Origin of the sequence: Pseudomonas soli (genome assembly GCF_900110655.1) — a bacterium.
Taxonomy (GTDB): Bacteria; Pseudomonadota; Gammaproteobacteria; order Pseudomonadales; family Pseudomonadaceae; genus Aquipseudomonas; species Aquipseudomonas soli.
Genome location: NZ_FOEQ01000013.1, coordinates 14724 through 37865 on the forward strand (window position 1 = coordinate 14724; position 23142 = coordinate 37865).

The 23142-nt window shown below is 64.9% G+C and carries 22 protein-coding genes; 14 read left to right on the forward strand and 8 right to left on the reverse strand.

Annotation, left to right across the window (positions count from 1 at the left end; genetic code table 11):
* Positions 1-95 precede the first annotated feature (95 nt).
* Both BMY03_RS22030 and BMY03_RS22035 read left to right on the forward strand, forming a co-directional pair.
* Positions 96-515, forward strand: a complete 420-nt coding sequence (locus BMY03_RS22030; RefSeq protein ID WP_094012276.1) for a polyribonucleotide nucleotidyltransferase — start codon at positions 96-98, stop codon at positions 513-515.
* 25 nt (positions 516-540) lie between these two features.
* Positions 541-1410, forward strand: a complete 870-nt coding sequence (locus tag BMY03_RS22035) for a cation diffusion facilitator family transporter (RefSeq protein ID WP_023631923.1) — start codon at positions 541-543, stop codon at positions 1408-1410.
* A 21-nt stretch (positions 1411-1431) separates the two neighbouring features.
* Here the strand turns inward: BMY03_RS22035 and BMY03_RS22040 are convergent, their stop codons facing one another.
* Together BMY03_RS22040 and BMY03_RS22045 are read right to left on the reverse strand one after the other, a co-directional pair.
* Positions 1432-2265, reverse strand: coding sequence for a DUF6515 family protein (locus BMY03_RS22040; RefSeq protein WP_046857260.1), 834 nt, complete (start codon positions 2263-2265; stop codon positions 1432-1434).
* A gap of 85 nt (positions 2266-2350) precedes the next feature.
* Positions 2351-2935, reverse strand: a complete 585-nt coding sequence (locus tag BMY03_RS22045; protein WP_094012277.1) for a TetR/AcrR family transcriptional regulator — start codon at positions 2933-2935, stop codon at positions 2351-2353.
* A gap of 133 nt (positions 2936-3068) precedes the next feature.
* Here BMY03_RS22045 and BMY03_RS22050 point away from each other — a divergent pair, with 133 nt between their 5' ends.
* From BMY03_RS22050 to BMY03_RS22060, 3 genes are all read left to right on the forward strand, one after another.
* Complete coding sequence (locus BMY03_RS22050) at positions 3069-4274, forward strand: MFS transporter (RefSeq protein WP_094012278.1); 1206 nt, start codon at positions 3069-3071, stop codon at positions 4272-4274.
* A gap of 312 nt (positions 4275-4586) precedes the next feature.
* Positions 4587-5063 carry an Lrp/AsnC family transcriptional regulator gene (locus tag BMY03_RS22055; protein ID WP_011535815.1) on the forward strand — a complete coding sequence of 159 codons (477 nt, stop codon included), beginning with the start codon at positions 4587-4589 and terminating at the stop codon, positions 5061-5063.
* A 53-nt stretch (positions 5064-5116) separates the two neighbouring features.
* Positions 5117-5320 carry a DUF2788 domain-containing protein gene (locus BMY03_RS22060; RefSeq protein WP_023631482.1) on the forward strand — a complete coding sequence of 68 codons (204 nt, stop codon included), beginning with the start codon at positions 5117-5119 and terminating at the stop codon, positions 5318-5320.
* 21 nt (positions 5321-5341) lie between these two features.
* Here BMY03_RS22060 and BMY03_RS22065 read toward each other — a convergent pair whose 3' ends face one another.
* The 4 genes from BMY03_RS22065 to BMY03_RS22080 all read right to left on the reverse strand — a co-directional run bounded on the left by BMY03_RS22065 (position 5342) and on the right by BMY03_RS22080 (position 11263).
* Positions 5342-5971, reverse strand: coding sequence for a pseudouridine synthase (locus tag BMY03_RS22065; RefSeq protein ID WP_094012279.1), 630 nt, complete (start codon positions 5969-5971; stop codon positions 5342-5344).
* Between the two features lie 6 nt (positions 5972-5977).
* Entirely contained in the window at positions 5978-7441 is a 1464-nt protein-coding gene (amn, locus tag BMY03_RS22070) for an AMP nucleosidase (RefSeq protein ID WP_023632409.1), read from the reverse strand.
* 77 nt (positions 7442-7518) lie between these two features.
* Positions 7519-9171, reverse strand: coding sequence for an acyl-CoA dehydrogenase family protein (locus BMY03_RS22075; RefSeq protein WP_094012280.1), 1653 nt, complete (start codon positions 9169-9171; stop codon positions 7519-7521).
* 100 nt (positions 9172-9271) lie between these two features.
* Positions 9272-11263: a sensor histidine kinase gene (locus tag BMY03_RS22080; protein WP_094012281.1), complete on the reverse strand. Its 1992-nt coding sequence runs from the start codon at positions 11261-11263 to the stop codon at positions 9272-9274.
* A 265-nt stretch (positions 11264-11528) separates the two neighbouring features.
* On the opposite strand from BMY03_RS22080, the gene BMY03_RS22085 reads away from it, so the two are divergent.
* From BMY03_RS22085 to lnt, 8 genes are all read left to right on the forward strand, one after another.
* Positions 11529-12326, forward strand: coding sequence for a hydroxymethylpyrimidine/phosphomethylpyrimidine kinase (locus BMY03_RS22085; protein WP_038707286.1), 798 nt, complete (start codon positions 11529-11531; stop codon positions 12324-12326).
* 14 nt (positions 12327-12340) lie between these two features.
* Positions 12341-12964, forward strand: a complete 624-nt coding sequence (gene thiE, locus BMY03_RS22090; protein ID WP_038707285.1) for a thiamine phosphate synthase — start codon at positions 12341-12343, stop codon at positions 12962-12964.
* Positions 12965-12981: 17 nt separating this feature from the next.
* The gene (gene hemL, locus BMY03_RS22095) at positions 12982-14265 is read left to right on the forward strand and encodes a glutamate-1-semialdehyde 2,1-aminomutase (RefSeq protein ID WP_038707284.1); all 1284 of its coding nucleotides are present in this window, start codon (positions 12982-12984) and stop codon (positions 14263-14265) included.
* 187 nt (positions 14266-14452) lie between these two features.
* Positions 14453-14998 carry a tetratricopeptide repeat protein gene (locus BMY03_RS22100; protein WP_031314991.1) on the forward strand — a complete coding sequence of 182 codons (546 nt, stop codon included), beginning with the start codon at positions 14453-14455 and terminating at the stop codon, positions 14996-14998.
* Positions 14999-15165: 167 nt separating this feature from the next.
* Entirely contained in the window at positions 15166-16164 is a 999-nt protein-coding gene (locus BMY03_RS22105; RefSeq protein ID WP_023630354.1) for a PhoH family protein, read from the forward strand.
* Positions 16157-16630: an rRNA maturation RNase YbeY gene (gene ybeY, locus BMY03_RS22110; protein WP_023630353.1), complete on the forward strand. Its 474-nt coding sequence runs from the start codon at positions 16157-16159 to the stop codon at positions 16628-16630. The genes BMY03_RS22105 and ybeY overlap by 8 nt, the downstream gene beginning before the upstream one ends.
* A gap of 26 nt (positions 16631-16656) precedes the next feature.
* Positions 16657-17496 (forward strand): CorC family transporter, encoded by an 840-nt coding sequence (locus BMY03_RS22115; RefSeq protein WP_023630352.1) that lies wholly within the window; start codon positions 16657-16659, stop codon positions 17494-17496.
* Between the two features lie 8 nt (positions 17497-17504).
* A complete protein-coding gene (gene lnt, locus BMY03_RS22120; protein WP_094012282.1) occupies positions 17505-19022 on the forward strand; it encodes an apolipoprotein N-acyltransferase in 1518 nt (505 codons plus the stop codon).
* A gap of 33 nt (positions 19023-19055) precedes the next feature.
* Here the strand turns inward: lnt and BMY03_RS22125 are convergent, their stop codons facing one another.
* Both BMY03_RS22125 and BMY03_RS22130 read right to left on the reverse strand, forming a co-directional pair.
* Positions 19056-19817 (reverse strand): YdcF family protein, encoded by a 762-nt coding sequence (locus BMY03_RS22125; RefSeq protein WP_094012283.1) that lies wholly within the window; start codon positions 19815-19817, stop codon positions 19056-19058.
* A 123-nt stretch (positions 19818-19940) separates the two neighbouring features.
* Complete coding sequence (locus BMY03_RS22130) at positions 19941-20255, reverse strand: hypothetical protein (protein ID WP_023631398.1); 315 nt, start codon at positions 20253-20255, stop codon at positions 19941-19943.
* A 237-nt stretch (positions 20256-20492) separates the two neighbouring features.
* On the opposite strand from BMY03_RS22130, the gene leuS reads away from it, so the two are divergent.
* Positions 20493-23099, forward strand: a complete 2607-nt coding sequence (gene leuS, locus BMY03_RS22135; RefSeq protein ID WP_094012284.1) for a leucine--tRNA ligase — start codon at positions 20493-20495, stop codon at positions 23097-23099.
* Positions 23100-23142 lie beyond the last annotated feature (43 nt).

The window sequence follows — 23142 nt, forward strand, 5'->3', positions numbered from 1 at the left end:
GTATAACGGCGAACCGAGGCTGCCCTATCATGGTCTTAACCTCAGGCGCCGGCGATTGCCGCGCCCTTGATCGTCGTTACCTTTCGGAGATTCACATGCGCATCCCCTCCCGCGTCATCGGTGGCACCCTCATCGCCACCTTGCTGACCCAGCTGACGGCCTGCGGCACCCTGTTCTACCCTGACCGTCGCGGCCAGATCGAAGGCAAGATCGACCCTGTGGTGGCGGCCATGGATGCCATAGGTATTCTCTTCTACGTGCTCCCCGGCCTGATCGCCTTCGGCATCGATTTTGCCACCGGTGCCATCTACTACCCTGGCGGCAAGAGCGCTCAGGTCGACCCGGCCAAGCTCAAGCCGGCGATCAATGCAGATGGCCACGTCGACAGGACCAAGTTGCAGGCTATCCTGGAGAGCGAACTGGGCCAGCGCCTGCCGCTGAACGACCCACGGCTGATCCAGCACCGTGGCAGTGTCGAACAACTGGCCAGCTACGGCCTGGTGCCCGCCGCCTGATCTGACCACGGACGATTCATAGCGCATGACCGCCAACGCCGAACACCAACGCCTGCTGCGCCTGGCCACCCGTGCGTCGCTGAGCGTTGCCTGCATCCTGGTGCTGAGCAAGGCCGTGGCCTGGTGGCTGAGCGGCTCGGTCAGCCTGCTGGCCGGGCTGACCGATTCGGCGCTGGATGCCGCCGCCTCGTTCCTTAACCTGCTGGCCGTTCACTACGCTCTGCGCCCCGCCGACGACGACCACCGCTTCGGACATGGCAAGGCCGAAGCCCTGGCCGGCATGGCCCAGGCGCTGTTCATCGGGGTCAGCGCGGTTCTGATCGGGGTCCAGGCGGTTGATCGGTTGTCGTCGCCAGAGCCTTTGGGCGATACCGCTGCCGGTATCGCCGTGATGCTGCTGTCGCTGGTGCTCACTTTCGCGTTGCTGGCATTCCAGCGCAAAGTCATCCGGGCGACTGGCTCCACGGCCGTGCGAGCCGACTCGCTGCATTACCGCTCGGACCTGCTGCTCAACGCCAGCATCCTCCTGGCGCTGCTGCTGGCCCGCTTCGGCTGGCCGCAGCTCGATGCCCTGTTCGGCCTCGGGATCGCCTTGTATATCCTGTGGAGCGCGCTGCATATCGCTCGCGAAAGCACGGCAATCCTGATGGACAAGGAACTGCCGGCCGATGTCGGCGAGCGCATGCATGAAATAGTGCTGGCGATACCAGGCGTGAAGGGCGTACACGACCTGCGCACACGGGTGTCAGGCAACCAGTGGTTTGTGCAGCTGCATCTTGAGTTGCCCGGCGAAATGCCGCTGCACGCCGCCCATGAATTGTGCGTGCAGGCATCTCAGGTCATTCGCCAACACTATCCGCGGGCCGATGTGATGGTTCATGCCGACCCGGTGTAGCCGGCTATCGCAACTGACTTGTCAATTGACGCTGTAGCCGCGGCCGCTCAGGCAGGCCCCCAATGCCCGCCTATAGTTGTCCGCCACATTGGCCGGCGGCGCATAGGTCGCCGTCGCCGGATCGAACCCCGACTGGCTCACCGCCCAGCGGTGGCACTGGTAGCGGTCCTGCTCCTGCTGCTCCGGCCCCTGGCCGTACATCGGGTAGGCGATCACATCATAGCCACTGCCCTGCTGCTGCGGTGCAGGCGCAACGCTGGGCGGGTTGACCACCACGTACTCGCGGCTGTCGGCGAGGTACTGGTAGTAGGTGTCGGCCACCAGGAAGAACAACGCACCGCTCAACCACACCTCGCGGGCATAGGGCGGCAGATAGCCGACCCGCACACCGTAAGGCGGCGTGACCACCACGTAGCCGCCGCCATGGGGCCGGTACCAATACCCGCCCGAGTAGAAGTAGTCCTGCCCACGATAAGGCACCTTCCAGTAGCGGTCCGGGAAGCGATCGACGGTGTGCCCTGGGTGATACTGCGGTCCTGGCCCCCAGCCATTGCCATGACCATCGGGCCGTCCCGACCAATCGCCGCCGGGGCGCTGACCCGGACCTCCCGCCTCCCAGTGACGGTTGTCACCGTAACGCCGGGGAATGTCCTGGTAGTAGCCCTGGCGCGGCGGTTGCGTCTGGCGCACTTCGTCCCGTGAATTGAGCGGTGATCCGCGCCGTTCACCACCGCCCTGCTCCTGCTGGCCGCCATGACCGTCATGCCCGTCTCCGGGGCCCTCGGCCATGGCGCCCAGGCTGATGCCCAGGCCCAGCAAACCAACGCCTGCCAACCGCCAGATGCGCGAACTCATGTTGTTCCTCTCGATGAAAACGCTCGCCTTTACCGTTCGCAGTCTACTGCGCAGACCGCGACCGGCAGATGAAATAGCCGACAGCCTAGCGCGCCAGCAGGCCACGCAGAATTAATTCCAGGGCAACCAGAGCCTGGCCGAGGCGGGAATCGCCGTCCTCCACCTGGGCGATCCAGACCGCCGCCTCCGACAGGCTGCCATGTACCAGGGCCGCCAACGCCCAGGGATCGGCCTCGGCAACCACACTTTGCTGGACCAGCCCGCTGAGCATCCGCTGCAGTGATGCGATGCAATGCTGCTGCGCCTCAGGCGAGGCCGCACCCAGGACGGCGCGCGCATCACGCAGGACAATGCGCTGGATTTCCGGCTCGCGGGCCATGCGCAGGTAGGCCTCGCAACGCTGGCAGAAGCCTTGCCAGGGGTCATCGCAGGATGCGGAGATGGCCAGCAGACGTGCATCCATCTCACCATCGATCTGTGCCACCACGGCCGCCAGCAGGCCCTGCTTGTCGCCGAAATGGTGGTAGAGCGCGCCACGGGTAAGCCCGGCGCGAGCGGTCAGGTCATCCATGGACGCCTGTGCGTAACCTTGTTCGCTGAAGACCTGGCGGGCCATTGCCAGCAAGGCGGCGCGGGTTTCTTCCATCTCGGCGCGGGTGCGACGAACCATGGCCTCTCCTTTACGTACAATCCGTATGAATATTTACATTCAACTCGTATGAATATTTAATCATACGCACTGTACGTATTATCCACGTCCTGCCTTGCCGCCAGCAAGCGGGCCGTCTCACGGAGGAAGCGACATGCCCAACCCTTATGCACACTTGTTCGTCCCGACCGGCACCCTCGGGTTCACCTTGGCCGGCCTGCTGGCCCGCCTGCCGTTGCCCATGACCGGTATCGGCATCATTACGCTGGTGGCGCAATGGCGCGGCAGCTATGCCTTGGCCGGGGCGGTGTCGGCCTGCTTCGTGCTTACCTATGCCCTGTTGTCGCCACAGGTATCACGCCTGGTGGATCGCCTGGGCCAGCGCCGCGTGCTGCCGCGGGCCAGCCTGCTGAGCGTGCTCGGGCTGCTGCTGATGGCTGCCTGCGCCTGGTGGCGTAGCGCCGACTGGCTGCTGTTCGTCGCCGCCCTGCTGGCCGGCTGCATGCCGAGCATGTCGGCTATGGTCCGGGCGCGCTGGACCCATCTGTACCGTGGCCAGCCGCAACTGCAGACTGCCTACTCGCTGGAAACCGTACTCGATGAAGCCAGCTTCATTGCTGGCCCACCGCTGGCCGTCGGGCTCAGCGTGGCGCTGTGGCCCCAGACCGGGTTGCTGGCGGCTGCCGCGTTACTGCTGCTGGGTACCCTGGCGTTGACCCTGCAGACCGGCAGCGAACCACCGGTGGCCCCTGCCGAAACCTCGTCCAGACGTGACCTGCCGGCCTGGCGATGCGACGGGGTGCCTCAGCTGACGCTGCTGATGGCGGCAATGGGCATGATCGTCGGCACCGTGGACATCGTCAGCGTCGCCTTCGCCAGCGAACAAGGGCAACCGGCTGCCGCCAGCCTGGTATTGTCGGCCTATGCCGTGGGCTCCTGCGTTTCCGGGCTGCTGTTCGGCACCCTGCGCTGGCGGATGTCGCTGCCCCGTCAGTTGCTGGTCGGCGCGCTGGCTACCACCCTCAGCACCCTGCCGCTGCTCCTGGTCGGCAATATCGCCCAGCTCGCGGCGGCAGTGTTAATGGCCGGGGTGTTCTTCGCCCCGACCATGATCGTGGCCATGGCCCTGGTCGAGCGCAGCGTGCCAGAGCGCCAGCTGACCGAGGGCCTGACCTGGCTGCTCGCCGGGTTGAATGTCGGCGTGGCCATCGGCGCGGCAGGTGCCGGCCAATGGGTGGACGCCACGACAGCGCGCAGCGGCTTCATGATTGCCGTGATCGGCGGCTTGCTGGTGCTGCTGGCGGCGCTCGCCGTGGCGAGTCGCCGCCAGGCCAGGCCTGTGCAATCTTCAGCACAATAAAAAAGGGAGGCCTTGCGGCCTCCCTTCGGGAATTGTCGTCCGTGCTCGGCACTTGTGGCACCGGCTCACCTCGCGCCGTCTTCTGGACAGTGCGTAGCCCGGGGGCCTGGCGGATCCTGTTGGATCGCTGGCCGCGACCGCCCGCCTAGGGCGCGTCGCCGTGGACTGATGTCCGGGCAGTGATTCTGTTGATAAAGATAGGGCAGACGCCGGGGCAGAGGATTGCGAAGATTGCTCTGTTAAATAGGGCTTGCGCAATTTTTCACTCAGGATCGATAATTCGCCGCAATCTGAACAGAAAAGGCCCTTTTCATGAGCAAGCTCGACCGCTACGACCTGAGCATCCTCGCCGAATTGCAGCGCGATGCGCGCATCTCCAACCAGGAACTGGCCGAACGCATCGGCTTGTCGCCGTCACCCTGCTCACGTCGGGTCAAGCAGCTCGAAGACGACGGTTATATCTCGCGCCAGGTAGCGCTGCTGGATCGCAAGAAACTCGGCCTGAGCCTTACGGCCTATGTGCTGATTGGCATGGACCGGCACACCCCCGAACGTTTCGAAACCTTCGAGGCGGCGATCCGCAGCCTGCCCCAGGTCCTCGAATGCAGCCTGGTTACCGGAATGGACGCCGACTACCAGCTCAAGGTGGTGGTGCCGGACATGGATCATTACCAGAAACTGCTGCTGGGCAGCCTGACTCGTATCGAAGGGGTGACCAGTGTGCGCTCCAGCTTCGTGCTCAACCAGGTACTGGCCAGCACTGAGCTGCCATTGACCCACCTGCGTTGAATCCCTGCGCGCCCGGCGTATGATCGGGCTTTGTGCTTGCCTGGAGTAAACCGATGGATCCCGCCGTATTCGAAGAATGGATGATGATCATCCTCGTCACCGTGCTGATCGCCTTCATGGGCTTCATCGTCTGGGACCTGGCGAAGAAGTCCAAGGCTGGCCGCTTCGGCACGCTGATCCTGTTCTTCGTGCTGGGCCTTGGCGTGCTGGCGTTCATCATCAAGAGCGTGGTGGTGGGGTTCCTGGAAGGGGTCTGACAACCCCACCCTGGGCGGCGACTACAGCTTCGCCGCCACTTCCCGCCAACATCCCTGCTGCAGCCCTTCGATCGTCCAGTCACCGATACGCACCCGCACCAGACGCAAGGTCGGCAGCCCCACCGCCGCCGTCATCCGCCGCACCTGGCGGTTGCGCCCTTCACGGATCACCAGCTCCAGCCAGGCAGTCGGCACGCTCTTGCGAAAGCGGACCGGCGGATTGCGCGGCCACAGCTCGGGTTCCTCGAGCAGGCGTGCCTGCGCCGGTAGCGTGGGCCCGTCGTTGAGTTCGACGCCCTCGCGCAGGCGCTGTAGCTGCTCCTCGCTCGGCTCGCCCTCCACCTGCACCCAGTAGGTCTTGGCCAGCTTGTGCTTGGGGTCGGCGATCCGCGCCTGCAGGCGCCCGTCGTTGGTCAGCAGCAGCAGGCCTTCGCTGTCGCGGTCCAGGCGCCCGGCCGGGTAGATGCCGGGAATGTCGATGAAATCCTTGAGCGTGGCGCGCCCTTCTCCGTCGCTGAACTGGGTGAGCACATCGAACGGTTTGTTGAACAGGATCAGGCGCGGCTCGGCCGGCGGCGCCTTGGGCTGGCGACGCGGGCCGGTGGGTCGCGCCGCAGGGCGACGCGGGTTGCTACGGGGTGGCAGGGGCATGGATCCTCAGCGGAACGGCGGCTCATCGAAGCTGCGCAGTTTACGCGAGTGCAGCGAGTTGAGCTCGGTGCGCAGCAGGTCGAGGGCGGCGATGCCGATCTTCAGGTGCTGGCTGACCGCGCGGTTGTAGAAGGCGTTGGCCGACCCCGGTAGCTTGATCTCGCTGTGCAGCGGCTTGTCGGAGACACACAGCAAGGTGCCGTAGGGAACGCGCAGTCGGTAGCCCTGGGCAGCGATGGTGCCGCTTTCCATGTCTACCGCCACGGCACGGGACAGGTTGATAAGCGGGCGCTCCTGGGCCCAGCGCAGCTCCCAGTTACGGTCGTCGTAGGTGAGCACGGTGCCGGTGCGCAGGCGCTTCTTGAGCTGCTCGCCACGCTCACCAGTGACCTGCGCCGCCGCCTCCTGCAACGCCAGCTGCACCTCGGCCAGGGCCGGGATCGGGATGTTCGGCGGCACAACCCGGTCGAGGATGCCGTCGCGGCGCATGTAGGCGTGGGCCAGCACATAGTCGCCGATGGTCTGCGACTGGCGCAGGCCGCCGCAGTGACCAATCATCAGCCAGCAGTGCGGACGCAGCACCGCCAGGTGGTCGGTGATGTTCTTGGCGTTGGACGGGCCGACGCCGATGTTGACCAGGGTCACGCCATCGCCGTCGGCGGCGATCAGGTGGTAGGCCGGCATCTGGTAGCGGTGCCAGACCACGCTGGCAACCAGCGCCTGGGCCTCGCCGTTGTCCATGCCCTTCTCGATGACCACGTTGCCCGGCAGGACCATGCGCACGAAGCGTGGATCCTCGCGCAGTTGCTCAAGGCCATGGGCGATGAACTGGTCGACGTAGCGGTGGTAGTTGGTCAGCAGGATCCATGGCTGCATGTGCCGCCAGTCGCTGCCGGTGTAGTGCACCAGGCGGCGCAGGGAGAAGTCCACGCGGGCGGCGTCGAACAGCGCCAGCGGCAGGGTCTCGGCGCTTTCCCAGTCGTACAGGCCATCGGCGGTGTTGTCGGTGGCCGCCGACAGGTCGGTGCTGGGGAAAACGCGTGCCAGCTGGGCCGCGGTGATGCCGCTGCCCGCCAGCTCATCGCCCTGGTCTACCACGTAGGGGTAAGGGATGTTCTGTTCGCTGACACCAACTTCCACGGTCACGGTGTAGTCGTGCATCAAGGGGCGCAGCTGTTCGAGCAGGTAGCCACGGAACGCCGCGGGCTGGGTGACGGTGACGCTGTAGGTACCATCCACCTGGACCTTGGCGTAAGCGCGGGTGGTCGCGGCGACTTCGCCCTGGCTGGAATAGATGAGGCGCAGGGCCGGGTAGCGAAACAGCGCGCGTTCTTCGTCACCGGGCTCGGTGCGGTCTTTCAGGTAGCGCTTGAGGGCCTGGCTCAGGGCACCGGTGGCCTGTTCATGCAAGGCCGCCAGACGGTCGACGGCCTGTTCGGGGGTATCAACGACTACAAACGCTTGGCTCACGCTGGGCTTCCTGTCTTATGGAATGCATGACCACCATCTTGCCTGCGTTGCAGGGTAAAAACACCCCCGCGATGGCGTTACCCAGTCCACGCCGGCGTGGCCCTGGCCACCAACGCCGCAGCATCCACCCCGCGCGGCAACGCACCATACACCCGCCCGCCAGCGCCCAGCCGGCTGCCAATGAACGCATCGCTCACCGTGGCGTTGCCCGCCTCCAGCAACAGCTTGGCCTGCAACGCCACGGCGATGTCCTCGGTCAGTTGCCGGGCGCGGTACTGGATATCGCCGGTATCGGCGAAGGCGCCCTTGAGGTTGCCGATGAACGCCGCCAGGCGTGGGTCGCCATGACCATCCCCGAGCTCAGTGAAAAGTGCCTCCAGTACACCTGGCTCCTTCGACAAGGCGCGCAGCACGTCCAGACACTGCACATTGCCCGAGCCCTCCCAGGTCGAGTTGACCGGCGCCTCGCGGTACAGCCGCGGGAGGATGCTGTCCTCGACGTAGCCGGCGCCGCCCAGGCACTCGGCGGCCTCGTTGATCATCCCGGGGGCGCGCTTGCAGATCCAGTACTTGCCCACGGCTGTCACCAGGCGGGCGAAATGTGCCTGCTGCGGGTCGTCGAGCCGATCAAGCGCCTGGCCCATGCGCAGGCTCAGGGCCAATGCGGCCTCGCTTTCCAGGGCCAGGTCGGCGAGCACGTTCTGCATCAAGGGCTGTTCGGCCAGCACGCGCCCACCGACCTTGCGATGGGCGCAATGATGCGCGGCCTGGGTCAAGGCCTGGCGCATCAAGGCGCTGGAGCCGACCATGCAATCGAAGCGGGTCATGGCCACCATCTCGATGATGGTCGGCACGCCGCGCCCCTCCTCGCCCACCATCCAGGCCAGGGCGCCACGGAACTCCACTTCGCTGGATGCGTTGGAACAGTTGCCGAGCTTGTTCTTCAGGCGCTGGATATAGAACTGGTTGCGGTTGTCGTCAGGGCGGTGGCGCGGCAACAGGAAGCAGCTCAGGCCCTTGTCGGTCTGCGCCAGGGTAAGGAAGGCATCGCACATCGGCGCCGAGCAGAACCATTTGTGCCCCACCAGTTCATAGGGCTGGCCCGGCCCGGGCGCGCCGACCGGGTAAGCGCGGGTGGTGTTGGCGCGCACATCGGTACCGCCCTGCTTCTCGGTCATGGCCATGCCGATCGTGACGCCGGCCTTGTGCCGGTCGCCGACATTGCGCGGGTCGTACTCGCGGGCAAGGACCTTGGGCAGCCAGTAGCCAGCCAGCTCGGGCTGCAGGCGCAGGGCCGGCACGGCGGCGAAGGTCATGGTCAGCGGGCAGCCGGTACCGGCTTCGGCCTGGCTGTGCAGATAGGTCATCGAGGCCCGGGCCACGTGGGCACCGTCTCGTGGCTCCGCCCACGGCAACGAGGGCAGGCCATGCTCGACGGCAGTACGCATCAACTGGTGATACGCGGGATGGAATTCCACCAGGTCGATGCGGTGACCATAGCGGTCATGGCTGCTGAACTCGGGCTTGTGGGCATTGGCCAGGAAACCCGCCGCCATCAGCGGGCCACCGGCCAGGGCGCCGTAGGCGTCGATCCGCGACTCGGCCCAGCCGGCACCGAAGCGCCGCGACCACTCCTGCAAGGGCTGGTCGAGGCGGTAGAGGTTGGCACCGTCGAGGGACGGCGGCTGGTTGGTGACTTCGTGGGTTTCCGCGAACTGGTGCAGGTTCATCGTGGGCCTCCTGGATCCGTTCATGCCTGGATAACCCAGTGAAGCACCGCGGGCCGGTCAGTCAAAGTGACAAAACGGACTACATCGGGGGCACCTCTGTTCAGAAGCGGTCCAGCCTCGAGGCGGCACGCGCCGGTGGAGCCTGCACCTGTGCCACCGCCAGGGGCAGCGTCAGCTCGAACCGACTGCCCAGCCCCTGCGTGGACTCATGGGACAACGTGGCGCCGATCAACTCGCTCAACTGGCGGCAGATGGACAGGCCGATCCCCAATCCGCCATAGCGCCGGGTCATCGAACCGTCCACCTGGAAGAAGCGCTGGTACAGCACCGCCTGGTCCAGGTCGTCGAAACCGATGCCACTGTCGCTGACCGTGAGGCTCAGGGCCAGGCTGTCAGGTCCGGTACGCCGGCCACGGGCCTGCACGGTAACGCCGCCCTGGTGGGTGAACTTCAGCCCGTTGTCCACCAGGCACGCCAGGCAGCGGGCGAGCTTCTGCGCATCGCCGACCAGGCTGTCGGGCAGGTCGGCGGGGATGTCCAGGCTCAGGTACAGGCCCTTGGCCAGCGCCTGGCTCGCATAACCGGCCCGCAGTTCCTGGAGCAGGCGCCGTAGGCTGAACGCCATGCCATGGTTGCGCAGGCGCCCGGCCTGCAGTTCGGTGAGGATGAGGATATCGTCGACCATCGCCATCATGTCCTGGGCCGAACCGGTGGCGGTGCGATGGTACTGAGCCTGCTCGGCGCTCATGGGCAGTGTGTGCAGCAGCTCCAGCGAACCGATCACGCCGTTCATCGGCGTGCGCAGCTCGTGGGTCACGGTGGCGAGGAACTCGTCCTTGAGCCGGTTGCTGCGGGCCAGTTGCAGGTTCATCTGCTCCAGGGTGCGTCCGGTTTCGCGCAGGGCCTGGGCCTGCTGCTCACGCAAACTGTTGATGCGGTCGGCCAGGGCCAGCGACAACAGCGCCACTTCCAGCGCAGCGCCCAACTGACTGGCGTACATGGTGATGAACAGGTTGGGCAGGTACCCCAGCACCATCAAGGTGTTGACCAGCCCGCCGACGAGGAAGGCCGTCCAGGCGATGATGAACCAGCGCGCCACGCGCAAGCCGCGCCACCAGGCATACAACCCCGCACTGAAGACGCTCACGGTGAACAACAGCGCCAGCAGCGTGGCCATGCGCAGCGCCACGCCGTAACGCAGGGTCACCGCCAGCACCATCACCAGCGCGCCGCCAGCCATCAACCCCTTCAGCAGGCGGTCGAGGCCACGGCTGAGGTTGCCCAGTTGCAGGAAGTGCCGGGCGAACTGGCAGCCGAACAGCCCGGCGGCGCCGATGAAAAATGGCGTGGCGGCGTTGGCCCACCAGGGACTGTCGGGCCAGAAGTAGGCGATGCCGGCACCATTGACCGAGACCTGATAAAGGCCGAACGAAGCGATGTAGAGGATGTAGTACAGGTAGCTGACATCACGCACACTGAGGTAGAGAAACAGGTTGTACACCAGCATCACCAGCAGCACGCCATAGATCATCCCCAGCACATAAAGACGCGTGGGCTGGTCTTCCAGATAAGCCTGAGCCGACCACAAGGTCAGCGGCGCCTGGATCGAACCCTCGCTCTGCAGACGCAAGTAGGCGGTCGTCGCCTGACCGGGACGCAGTGGCAGCTCGAACAGGTAGTTGTTCTGGCGGATCTGCCGGCTGGCATAGGGCAGGGCATCACCCGTGCGCTGGGCCAGCCGATAAGTGCCCTGGGCGTCGGGCAGATAGAGTTCCAGATGATCCAGCGGCGGGTAGGCAAGCTCCAGCAACCACTGGCGTGGTGCTGGCGAAGGTGTGGCTGCATAGGCGAGATCGACCCGGAGCCAGAAAACGGAGGTCGAATAGCCGGCGTTGAGCACCTCGTCGTGATGGGCATGGAAGCGTTTGGCGAATGCACCGGCACTGACCTGGGCGATGCTGGCGCTGCCTTCGTGGTCTTCATAGACCTGCATGTAGCGGCCCAGCGGCAAGCGTCCGGTGGCGTCGTCGAATTCGACCGCTCCGGCCAGCAGGGGCAAGCAGCCCAGAAGCACAATCAGCAAATAGCGCATACAGCCCCAGCATGGCCTGTCCGGTCGCGTCGCGGTTGCCTCCCTTCCCTTTGAGACGACGTGATCCGGCAGAACCCGTTCATCGAGTTATCCGAGCACTCTAGCATAGCCTCCAGCATTGCTCAGCAGCTACTGTCAATTTCAAAGCAGAGGCTCTAGAACGCACGTTTCAGAATATCCAATAAAACCAATCTGACCACTTGATCAGCAAATCTCTCACCGCGACCGAACCGCACAAAAAGGTTTGGTGATAAGCTCGCCGACCATGAATACCTACAGCTCCCGCCCCGTTGTCCTCTGTCTCTCCGGCCACGACCCCAGTGGTGGCGCCGGGCTGCAGGCAGATATCGAAGCCCTGATCGCCCAGGGTTGTCACGCCGCACCCGCCGTGACCGCCCTGACCGTGCAGGATACCGTCAACGTTTCCGACTTCCGCGTGCTCGACCGCGAGTGGGTGCTGGCCCAGGCCAACGCCGTGCTGGCCGACTCCACGGTGGCCGCGGTGAAGCTGGGGATGCTCGGCTCGATCGAGATGGTCGACACCGTCGCCGAACTGCTGGCCGCCCACCCGCACCTGCCACTGGTCTGCGACCCGGTGCTGCGCGCCGGTGGCGGTGGCCGCCTGGGCAAGGACGAGGTCGGCTACGCGCTGCGCGAACGCCTGCTGCCGCTGGCCACCATCGCCACGCCGAACCTGCCGGAAGCACGCATTCTGGCGGAACTGCCCGAAGGCACCGCAGACGAGTGCGCCGAGAAATTGCTGCCGTTCTGTAGACACCTGTTGATAACCGGCGGTCACGGCGACGAGGTGGAAATCCACAACCGCCTGTATAGCCGCGACGGTCAACAGCACACCTGGACCTGCCAACGCCTGCCGGGCAGCTACCACGGCTCGGGCTGCACCCTGGCCAGTGCCCTTGCCGGCCGCCTGGCCCTGGGCGAAGCATTGACCAGCGCCGTGCGCAGCGCCCTGGACTACACCTGGCGCACCCTGCGCGACGCAGAGCAGCTGGGCAAGGGCCAGTACGTGCCGCGCCGCCTGCCCCTGGATTTCTGTTCCTGACTCGAGGCCATCCGATGAAGCTCCGCGGTCTGTACGCGATCACCGACAGCCAGCTGCTGGCCGGCCGTTTCCTCTCCCACGTTGAAGCGGCACTGGAAGGTGGCGTTCGTCTGCTGCAATACCGCGACAAGAGCGACGACACCGCCCCCAGACTGCGCGAGGCCGAAGCGCTGAAGACGCTCTGTGAGCGTTACGGCACCGAGCTGATCATCAACGACGACGCCGAACTGGCTGCCCGCCTGGGCGTTGGCGTGCACCTCGGCCAGACCGATGGCCCGCTCACGCCGGCCCGCGCCCTGCTCGGCCGCCAGGCGATCATCGGCTCGACCTGCCACGCCAGCCTCGACCTCGCGCAGCAGGCCGCCAACGAGGGCGCCAGCTATGTCGCCTTCGGTCGCTTCTTCAATTCCGTCACCAAACCGGGTGCGCCCGCCGCCAGCGTCGATCTGCTGGAGCAGGCCCGCGCCCAGGTCAAGCTGCCGATCGCGGTGATCGGCGGCATCACCCTCGACAACGCCGCCCCGCTAGTCGCCCATGGCGCCGACCTGCTGGCGGTGATCCACGGCCTGTTCGGTGCCGACAGCGCGCAGGAAGTCACCCGCCGCGCCCGCGCCTTCAATGCCCTGTTCGCTTGCTGATTTCGAGAGAAGATCCCATGTCCCGTTCCGAAGCCCTGTTCGCCCAAGCCCAGAAACACATCCCCGGTGGCGTCAACTCGCCGGTGCGCGCCTTCAAGAGCGTCGGCGGCACCCCACTGTTCTTCAAGCACGCCGAAGGCGCCTACGTCATCGATGAAGACGACAAGCGCTACGTCGACTATGTCGGTTCCTGGGGCCCGATGATCCTCGGCCATGCCCATCCGGACGTGCTGGACTCCGTACGCAAGCAGTTGGAGCACGGTTTGTCCTACGGCGCGCCGACCGCCATGGAAACCGAGATGGCCGACCTGGTCTGCTCGATCGTGCCGTCGATGGAGATGGTGCGCATGGTCAGCTCCGGCACCGAAGCGACCATGAGCGCCATCCGCCTGGCCCGTGGCTACACCGGCCGTGACGCCATCATCAAGTTCGAAGGCTGCTACCACGGTCACTCCGACAGCCTGCTGGTCAAGGCCGGCTCCGGCCTGCTGACCCAGGGTGTGCCAAGCTCGGCCGGGGTGCCGGCGGACTTCGCCAAGCACACCCTGACCCTACCGTTCAACGACATCGCCGCGGTCGAGAAGACCCTGGCCGACGTCGGCCAGACCGTGGCCTGCATCATCGTCGAGCCGGTGGCCGGCAACATGAACTGCGTGCCGCCGGCGCCGGGCTTCCTCGAAGGCCTGCGCGCATTGTGCGACAAACACGGCGTGGTACTGATCTTCGACGAGGTGATGACCGGCTTCCGCGTCTCCCTTGGCGGTGCCCAAGGCCACTACGGCATCACCCCCGACCTGTCGACCTTCGGCAAGATCGTCGGCGGCGGCATGCCGGTCGGCTGCTTCGGAGGCAAGCGCGAGATCATGGGCTGCATCGCCCCGCTGGGCCCGGTCTACCAGGCCGGTACCCTGTCGGGCAATCCGTTGGCCATGGCCGCCGGCCTGACCACCCTGAAGCTGATCAGCCGCCCGGGCTTCCATGACGAGCTGAGTGCCTTCACCAGCCGCATGCTCGATGGCCTGCAACAGCGTGCCGACGCTGCCGGTATCCCGTTCGTAACCACCCAGGCGGGCGCCATGTTTGGCCTGTACTTCAGCGGCGCCGACGATATCGTCACCTTCGACGACGTGATGGCCAGCGATGCCGAACGCTTCAAGCGCTTCTTCCATCTGATGCTCGAAGGCGGCGTTTACCTGGCGCCAAGCGCATTCGAGGCGGGCTTCACCTCAATCGCCCATGGTGACAAGGAGCTGCAGATCACCCTGGATGCTGCCGAGCGGGCATTTGCCAAGCTGAAGTAAAGGATGTGCCTGGCTCTGCCTGATTGCGATCAGGCAGAGCCAGGCAAGCCTGTGACACCCATCACAACCCGACGCGTCCCATTGTGCTGTAGAAATTCGCGTAAATCTTTGTAAGGTAGGCGCTGCTTATCCCATAATGTGCCACCAGAGACATTGGCCGCAGCTTTGCAGAGGTAAGTCGATCCCCATGAACCGCACCGGCCGCGCCCTGACCCTGGGCTGCCTGTTGCTTCTTCAGCCCCTGCTGGCACTGGCAGAGGGCGGTAATTCGTTGCTGATTCCGGCGACGGGCCGCTGCGCCCTCGATACCGCGCCCGAAGACCTGCAAAATGCCCTCAAGGCCTGTGAGCAAATCGCGCAGTCAGGGGATGCCGAAGCGCAGTACGAGCTGGGCGAGTTCTACTACAGCGGCACACCGCGTCAACTCGACAACGCGCTCAAATGGTTCGAGAAAGCCTCGCTGCAAGGCCAGGCGCAGGCACAGTACCGCCTCGGATCGATGTTCTTCCACGGTGAAGGGGTCAAGGCGAACAACGTCCAAGCCTACATACTGCTCAAGATCGCCGCGGTCAACGGTGCCGAGGACGCGCTGGACATGGCTGACGAAGTCACCGAGCAAATGCCCCGCGACGAACTCGAGCACGCTACCCAGGTACTCGGCCAGATCTTCCGCAAATACCTGCTGGAACTGCAGAATGCCGAAGGGCGCACCCCTTTCTCTCCCCTTCCCTGAACCATTGCCCTGCCTGTAGCTGGCCCCTATCATCAATTCGTCAGCTTGCCCCGCCATGCTCGAGGACGCTTCGCACCGACCCTTGATCGTTTCAGTGCTTTCGCCACTGCCACTCTAGGGTTATTCTTGAGTTCACATTCATTGCCGTCGAGCGGCTAAAAACGACCTTGAACGCACCCATACAACCCCATCGCTTCATCCTCGAACCCTTCGAGGCCCACCGTTTCGCCAACCTGTGCGGCCAGTTCGACGAGCACCTGCGCCTGATCGAACAACGCCTGGCCATCGAGATCCGCAACCGCGGCAATCAGTTCGAACTGATTGGAGAACCCAAGACCACTTCTGCCGCCGAACAGCTGCTGCGCCGCCTCTATCGCGAGACCAAGGCAACCGACCTGTCGCCGGAAACGGTCCACCTTTATCTTCAGGAATCGGCGGTTGAGAGCCTCGAGAATCCGGCTGTCAACGAGGTCAGCGTCTCGCTGCGCACGCGCAAGGGCAACATTCGCCCACGCGGCGTCAACCAGCAGCGCTACGTCAAGGAAATCCTGGCCAACGACATCAACTTCGGCATCGGCCCGGCCGGTACCGGCAAGACCTACCTGGCCGTAGCCTGCGCGGTCGATGCGCTGGAGCGCGAGCAGGTGCGCCGCATCTTGCTGGTGCGCCCGGCGGTCGAGGCCGGCGAAAAGCTCGGTTTCCTGCCCGGCGACCTGGCCCAAAAGATCGACCCGTACCTACGCCCGCTCTACGACGCACTTTACGAGATGCTTGGCTTCGAGCACGTGGCCAAACTGATCGAGCGCCAGGTGATCGAGATCGCTCCGCTGGCCTACATGCGCGGCCGCACCCTGAACAACAGCTTCATCATCCTCGACGAGAGTCAGAACACCACGCTCGAACAGATGAAGATGTTCCTCACCCGCATCGGCTTTGGCTCGACCGCGGTGATCACCGGTGACATCACCCAGGTCGACCTGCCCCGCGGCACCAAGTCGGGCCTGGCCCATGTGATCGAGGTGCTCAAGGACGTGCCAGGCATCAGCTTCACCCATTTCCAGCCAAAGGACGTGGTACGCCACCCGTTGGTGCAGCGTATCGTCGAAGCCTACGACCGCTTCGAAGCCCGTCAGTCCAAGCCCGAGGCACCCGGCAAAGATGCTTGAACTCGACCTGCAACGGGCCACGGACGCCGCTGCCCCGGATGACGCCGCCTTCCGCCGATGGTGCGAACTTGCCCTGCGCCAGCGCAGCGCCGACTCGGAAATGACCATTCGCCTGGTCGACGCCGCCGAAGGCCGCGAGCTGAACCACACCTACCGGCACAAGGACTACGCCACCAACGTGCTGTCATTCCCCGCCGACGTCCCGGACGAGTTGCTCGATATCCCGCTGTTGGGTGACCTGGTGATCTGCGTGCCAGTGGTCGAGCGCGAGGCCGCCGAACAGGGCAAATCCCTGGAGGCGCACTGGGCGCACCTGGTCATCCACGGCTGCCTGCACCTGCTCGGCTACGACCACATCGAAGACGATGAGGCCGAGGAAATGGAAGCGTTGGAACGGCAATTGCTGGCGGAACTGGGTCATCCGGACCCTTACGCCGACGACGAAACCGAAACAATCACACACTGATACTGCAAGGATCACGAGTAACCGCCATGAGCGAAGACCGATCGAGCAACGGGCAAAAGTCCTGGTTGGGTAAGCTGACCCAGGCTTTTGCCCATGAGCCGAAAAACCGCCAGGAGCTCCTCGAGCTGCTGCGCGAAGCCCATCAGAACAAGCTGCTCGACAGCGAAGCGCTGACCATCGTCGAAGGCGCCATCCAGGTCGCCGACCTGCAGGTGCGCGACATCATGGTGCCGCGTTCGCAGATGATCAGCATCAAGGCCAACCAGTCGCCCCGCGAGTTCCTGCCGGCAGTTATCGATGCCGCGCACTCGCGCTACCCGGTGATTGGCGAGAGCCACGACGATGTGCTCGGCATCCTGCTCGCCAAGGACCTGCTGCCGCTGATCCTCAAGGAGAATGGCGACAGCTTCAACATCAAGGATCTGCTGCGCCCGGCCACCTTCGTGCCCGAGTCCAAGCGCCTGAACGTGCTGCTGCGCGAGTTCCGCGCCAACCACAATCACATGGCCATCGTCATCGACGAGTACGGCGGCGTGGCGGGGCTGGTGACCATCGAAGACGTGCTCGAGCAGATCGTCGGCGATATCGAGGACGAGCATGACGTCGAGGAAGACAGCTACATCAAGCCGCTGCCCAGCGGCGACTTCCTGGTCAAGGCCCTGACCCCGATCGAGAACTTCAACGAGTTCTTCGACAGCGAGTTCTCCGATGACGAGTTCGATACGGTCGGCGGCCTGGTGATGAGTGCGTTCGGCCATTTGCCCAAACGTAACGAAACCACCGAGATCGGCGGCTACCGCTTCCGCATTCTCAATGCCGACAGCCGCCGGATACACTTGCTGCGCCTGACACCGATCAACCGTTAAGGACGAACATGCGCTGGATCACCCGCCCCGGCTGGCCCGGTAACCTGCTGGCCATGGCGGCCGGCGCTTCCACCCTGCTGGCCCTGGCCCCCTTCGACATCTGGCCGCTGGCCCTGCTGTCCCTCGCGCTGTTCTATGCAGGGCTGCGCGAACTGAGCCCGCGCCAGGCGCTGGGCCGGGGCTGGTGCTTCGGCTTCGGCCTCTACGGTGCCGGCACCTGGTGGATCTACGTCAGCATGAACACCTATGGCGGCGCCTCGCCGCTGCTGGCAATCCTGCTGCTGCTGGCGTTTTTCGCCTGCCTGGCCTTCTTCTTCGCCCTGCCCGCCTGGCTTTGGGCACGCTGGTTGCGGCGTGACGAGGCGCCACTGGCCGACGCCTTGTGCTTTGCCGCCCTGTGGTTGCTGCAAGAAGCTTTCCGAGGCTGGTTCCTCACCGGTTTCCCGTGGCTCTACGCAGGTTACAGCCAGCTCGACGGCCCCCTCGCGGGCCTGGCGCCGCTGGGCGGTGTGTGGCTGATCTCGTTCGCTCTGGCGTTGACCGCGGCCCTGCTGTGCAACCTCCATCGCCTTCGCGAGCGCCGCTCGTTCTTGGCCGTTGGTGTAGCACTGTTGGTGGCGCCTTGGATTATTGGCCTGGCTCTGAAGGATCATGCCTGGACGCAACCGGCGGGCGATCCACTGAAGGTCGCTGCCCTGCAAGGCAACGTCGAACAGGATCTGAAGTGGGACCCGGCACACGTGAATGCGCAACTGGCGCTGTACCGTGACATGAGCTTCAGCTCGAAGCCCGTCGATCTGCTGATCTGGCCGGAAACCGCCGTGCCGGTACTCAAGGACCAGGCCCAGGGCTACATCGACATGATGGGCACCTTCGCCGCCGAACGGCATTCGGCGTTGATCACCGGGTTGCCGGTGCGGCAGATGGTTCACCACCAACGCCGCTACTTCAACGGCATCACTGTGGCCGGCGAAGGCGACGGCACCTACCTCAAGCAGAAGCTGGTGCCCTTCGGTGAGTATGTGCCCTTGCAGGACATGCTGCGCGGCCTGATCGAGTTCTTCAACTTGCCGATGTCGGATTTCGCCCGTGGCCCCGCGGACCAGCCACTGCTGCAGGCCAAGGGGTACCAGGTCGCCCCGTACATCTGCTACGAAGTGGTCTATCCCGAGTTCGCTGCGAGCCTGGCCGCACGCAGCGACCTGCTGCTGACCATCAGCAACGACACTTGGTTCGGCACCTCGATCGGCCCGCTGCAGCACCTGCAGATGGCCCAGATGCGCGCGCTGGAGGCCGGCCGCTGGATGATCCGCGCCACCAACAACGGTGTGACCGCGCTGATCGACCCGTTCGGCAGGATCACCGCGCAGGTCCCGCAGTTCCAGCGGGCGGTCCTGTATGGCGAGGTGGTACCGATGCAGCAACTGACGCCGTACCTGCAATGGCGCTCGTGGCCGCTGGCGATCGTCTGCGTGCTGCTACTGGGCTGGGCCTTGCTGGCCGGACGCATCGCGCGAACCGTCTGAGGCACCCCTGGGGCTGCTACGCAGCCCCAGTCCTTAGTAGAACAGGCGATACCCCACCAAGCCCGCCGCCTCGTTGAGCAACTGCCCGCTCTGCCACATTGCCCGGGTTTCCGGCAGCAATCCCGCGAACGGCCGCGCATGATCCCTCCCCAGGAACCCCACCGGTGCCGGTACCACTTCGAACCCGGCCCGCTCGAAACTCCAGCGCGAGCGCTGCATGTGCCAGGCCTGTGTCACCACCACTACCCGCTTGATACCCAGCGGCTGCAACACCTTGGCGCTGAACTCGGCGTTTTCCCAGGTGGTGCGGCTGGCTTCCTCCTTCCAGGAAACCTTTACCGCAAAATCCGCCTCCAGGCGGTCAGCCATCAGCTGGGCCTCACTGGGCGGCGTGCCATAGTGCAAGCCACCGCTGGTCAGCACCGGCAGCCCTGAGGCCTTGGCCAGTTGCGCGGCGTAGCGCATGCGCTCGAGGGCGACGTAGGTTGGCTGATCAAGACCACCCCAGGCCGGATCGCCGCGCTCCCGCCCGGCACCCAGGACCACGATGGCGTCGGCCCTGGAGGCCAGGCCTGCCCACCCCTCGAGCGCCAACGCAGGCTCTGTTTCAAGGGTTCGGGCAACTTGCTCGACCGTCAGTGGCAAGCTCATCAGCCACAAGCCACCCAACCCCAGGGTGAAACAGGCCGCGGCCAGGCGTGGACGGCGACGGCGCCACCACCAAGCGGCAAGCAGCAACAGGAACAGGACGCCGGGCGGCATCAACCATTGTTTGATGAAAAAGCGCAGCGGCATCACACACCTCCATGGAAGGCGTGCAGCCTAAGAGGATCGGCGCCGGGCCTCAAGGGCAACCGGCGCCGATCGATGCGTGCATTGCGAAAACCGGCGCGTCGCCGCGCCTGCAACCCTGAACGGCTATCGGGACGGCAATGTCCTGGAGCTGGCTGGGGCGCCGGGGCGCCTGCGGTCCTTGAGCCAGACGATCCTGGCCGAGGACGGCTCCGGTTGCGGGTAGGCACCGGCACTGGCAAAGCGGCCGTCCGGGAGGGATTCCAGGTAGGCCTTGATGACTTCGAACTCGGCATGGCTCAGGCCACGCAACTCCAGTTCGGCAGGCATCTCGTCGCGCAATCGCACCGAGGTCCTGGCCACTTCCAATGCCAGGCCCAGCCGGTCGATCAGGCGTTCGTATAGCTCCGGTTTGCTTGCGGTTAGTTGCGACTCTCCCATCCGTTCACCTCATTGAAGGTAAGAATATCTCCCCCCACAAATGAGCTTAGCGTCACTCGTAAAAGCGGCCGGGCGCCGCGACCAACGGCCCGCGCGGCGGGCGATGCAATCAGGGTTTCCCACGATGCGCGGCGCTCATGTATGCTACGGCGTTCACTCTTGCAGATCCCGGAGTGCCGGACGCAGCAAGCCCGAGCTGCCTGGAACATGTCTCTTATCTCTCAATACAAAGTAGCCATGCACGAACAATACACGCCCCGTGATGTAGAAGCCGCCGCCCAGAATGCCTGGGACGAGCAACAATCGTTCGCTGTCACCGAACAGCCAGGCAAAGACACCTACTATTGCCTATCGATGTTCCCGTACCCGAGCGGCAAGCTACACATGGGCCACGTGCGCAACTACACCATCGGTGACGTGATCGCCCGCTACCAGCGCATGCTGGGCAAGAACGTCCTGCAACCGATGGGCTGGGACGCCTTCGGCATGCCGGCGGAAAACGCCGCGATGAAAAACAACGTCGCCCCGGCCAAGTGGACCTACGAGAACATCGACTACATGAAGACCCAGCTCAAGAGCCTGGGTCTGGCCATCGACTGGTCGCGTGAAGTCACCACCTGCAAACCGGACTACTACCGTTGGGAGCAGTGGCTGTTCACCCGCCTGTTCGAAAAAGGCATCATCTACCGCAAGAACGGCACCGTGAACTGGGACCCGGCGGACCAGACCGTACTGGCCAATGAGCAAGTCATCGACGGCCGCGGCTGGCGCTCGGGCGCGCTGATCGAAAAGCGCGAAATCCCGATGTACTACTTCCGCATCACCGACTATGCCGACGAGCTGCTGGAAAGCCTCGACGAGCTGCCGGGCTGGCCCGAGCAGGTCAAGACCATGCAGCGCAACTGGATCGGCAAGTCCCGCGGCATGGAGGTGCAGTTCCCCTATGACCAGGCGAGCATCGGTCATGAGGGCACCCTGAAAGTCTTCACCACCCGTCCGGACACCCTGATGGGCGCGACCTACGTGGCCGTCGCCGCCGAACACCCGCTGGCCACCCAGGCCGCCCAGGGCAATCCGGCGCTGCAGGCGTTCATCGACGAGTGCAAGAGCGGCAGCGTCGCCGAGGCCGACATGGCCACGCAGGAGAAGAAGGGCATGGCCACTTCCCTGTTCGTCGAGCACCCGCTGACCGGCGAGAAGCTGCCGGTATGGGTCGCCAACTACGTGCTGATGCACTACGGCGATGGCGCGGTCATGGCCGTGCCGGCGCACGACGAGCGCGACTTCGAATTCGCCCACAAGTACAACCTGCCGGTCAAGGCGGTGGTACGCACCAGCGTCGGCGACGAAGTCGGCAGCGAGTGGCTGGCCGCCTACGGCGAGCATGGCCAGCTGATCAACTCCGGCGAATTCGACGGCCTGGATTTCCAGGGTGCCTTCGACGCCATCGAGGCCGCGCTGATCCGCAAGGACCTCGGCAAGTCGCGCACCCAGTTCCGCCTGCGCGACTGGGGCATCAGCCGTCAGCGCTACTGGGGCTGCCCGATCCCGATCATCCACTGCCCATCCTGCGGCGACGTGCCGGTGCCGGAAGACCAGCTGCCGGTCACCCTGCCGGAAAACGTGGTTCCGGACGGTGCCGGTTCGCCCCTGGCACGCATGCCCGAGTTCTACGAGTGCACCTGCCCGAAATGCGGCACCGCGGCCAAGCGCGAAACCGACACCATGGACACCTTCGTCGAGTCGTCCTGGTACTTCGCCCGCTACGCTTCGCCGAACTACGACAAGGGCCTGGTCGATCCGAAAGCCGCCAACCACTGGCTGCCGGTTGACCAATACATCGGCGGCATCGAGCACGCCATCCTGCACCTGCTGTATGCGCGCTTCTTCCACAAGCTGATGCGCGACGAAGGCCTGGTCACCTCCAACGAGCCGTTCAAGAACCTGCTGACCCAGGGCATGGTCGTCGCCGAAACCTATTACCGCGTAGCCAGCAACGGCGGCAAGGACTGGTTCAACCCGGCCGACGTCGAGATCGAGCGTGATGCCAAGGCCAAGATTATCGGCGCTCGCTTGAAGACCGACGGCCTGCCGGTGGAAATCGGCGGCACCGAAAAGATGTCCAAGTCGAAGAACAACGGCGTCGACCCACAGTCGATGATCGAGCAGTACGGCGCCGATACCTGCCGCCTGTTCATGATGTTTGCCTCGCCACCCGACATGAGCCTGGAGTGGTCCGACTCCGGCGTCGAAGGCGCCAGCCGTTTCCTGCGCCGCGTTTGGCGCCTGGCCCAGGCCCACGTGGCCCAGGGCCTGCCGGGCACGCTGGACATCGCCGCCCTGAGCGACGAGCAGAAGGTCATCCGTCGCGCCATCCATGCTGCGATCAAGCAGGCCAGCACCGACGTGGGCCAGTACCACAAGTTCAACACCGCCATCGCCCAGGTGATGACCGTGATGAACGTGCTGGAGAAGGCGCCACAGGCCACCGCCCAGGACCGCGCCCTGCTGCAGGAGGGCCTCGAGGCCGTGACCCTGCTGCTGGCACCGATCACCCCGCACATCTCCCATGAGCTGTGGAAAGCACTGGGCCACGACCAGGCGGCGATCGACGCGGCCTGGCCGACGGTCGACGAGAACGCACTGGTGCAGGACACCGTGACGCTGGTGGTTCAGGTCAACGGCAAGCTGCGTGGCCAGGTAGAGATGCCGGCCGCTGCCAGTCGCGAGGAAGTCGAAGCCGCCGCTCGCAACAACGAGAATGTCCTGCGCTTCACCGACGGCCTGACCATCCGCAAGGTCATCGTCGTTCCGGGCAAACTGGTCAACATCGTCGCCAACTGATGGCAACGCCCGCCTGCATATCCTGCCGGCGGGCGTAATCGGT